Source organism: Paenibacillus sp. OAS669 (genome assembly GCF_014873645.1).
Classification (GTDB): Bacteria; Bacillota; Bacilli; order Paenibacillales; family NBRC-103111; genus Paenibacillus_S; species Paenibacillus_S vulneris.
This window is the reverse complement of record NZ_JADBDR010000037.1, coordinates 1-1,395: the sequence shown is the minus strand read 5'-3', so window position 1 is coordinate 1,395 and position 1,395 is coordinate 1. Positions and strand designations below refer to the sequence as shown.

Genomic DNA, 1,395 nt, shown 5'->3' with positions numbered 1-1,395 from the left:
GGGACTGTTGACAAAGTACGGCTAGGGATTAAATTCCCTAGCCGTACTTTACTTTTGGCGTATTTCCTCCTGAATTATTACGATTTTCGGTGGCTAACTTCCCCCTTATACCGCTTTTATCATACGTTTTATGTTTAAAGCCAATGCGGAAAAAAGGCAATGTTCGGTGGCGTTCCGAATGCCCTTCTTGTAGGTCTGCGTGAGGTTGTGACATCTTTTCATGGTTCCAAAACTACCTTCACACCACACACGCCTTGCTTCTTGAATTCTCTTGTATGTGCTTGTCTTTGACCGGGCTACATTTCGTTCCCTTGCTTCTTGAAACAATGGGCGTTTAATTGTCTTTCGAGTACTTGTCTTACCGAAGCAGTTCGAACGTAGCGGACATTCTTTACAATCTTTGCTTTGTGAGGTGTAAATCTTACTGTAAGTCTGTTTTTCCGTATGCCAACTAACATGTGAAAAGTGGAGTGATTTCCCTTCCGGACATTCATACGTATCATGTTTTTTGTTGTAAATAAATCCCATTTTTTGCATGTGCGCTTCGTCAGAATCTATAGGCGTTATATACCCTTCAATTTCAAGTTTTTCAAGAGCATGGTGAACCGCAGAGCGATCGTAACCTTTGTCTGCTCCAACCATTTGGATTTGTAAATGGAACTTGGCTTTTTGCTCTCTTAAGCGAGCCGTAAATGGTTCGTGGTCATTGATATTTGCTGGAGTAACATGGACGTCGGTAATAATTCCATGTTTCACGTCAATCGTGGTGTGAGCTAGGTAGTGAAAGCCTTTGGGTTTATTCGTTCTGTTTAATAATCCGGCATCGCGGTCGGTTTTACTCTGTGTTACCTCCTTCTCCGGACGTTCCTCTTTCCGTTTTCTTCCACGTTTTTTCTTATTCGGATCGTCATCATGACCATTTTCGATTCGGCGGGCTTCTTGCTCTAGCTCCTCGAAATATTCTGATGTTTTTTTCTCAACCATTATTTTCTCTGTTTTGTGACTCGAAGCGTTCGCCTTGATGTGTGTAGAGTCAACAACCACAACTTCTCCCGTCACGATACCTTTTGTGATGCACTCCGAAACAATGTGATCGAAGATCTCCTGGAATATCCGACTATCTTTAAATCTTCTGCGACGGTTCTGACTTAACGTTGAATGGTCAGGGACAGACTCTCCTAAATCTAAGCCTAGAAACCAACGGTAAGCTAAATTTACAGTGATTTCTTGTTCTAACTTTCTTTCTGAAGGAATTCCGAACAAGTATCCAATGAGTAGCATCTTCATGAGGAGAACGGGGTCAATTGATCTGCGCCCAAAAGGAGAGTAGAGGTGCTGCACTTTTTCATAAATAAAAGTAAAGTCCACTTTTTTTCGAATATCTCGCAGCAAATG

At 41.9% G+C, this 1,395-nt stretch carries 1 protein-coding gene; it reads right to left on the bottom strand.

What is annotated here, in order from left to right; genetic code table 11:
- Positions 1-105: 105 nt before the first annotated feature.
- Positions 106-1,395: IS1182 family transposase (locus tag GGC63_RS34160; RefSeq protein WP_192705995.1), on the bottom strand; the 1,290-nt coding region annotated here is incomplete at its 5' end.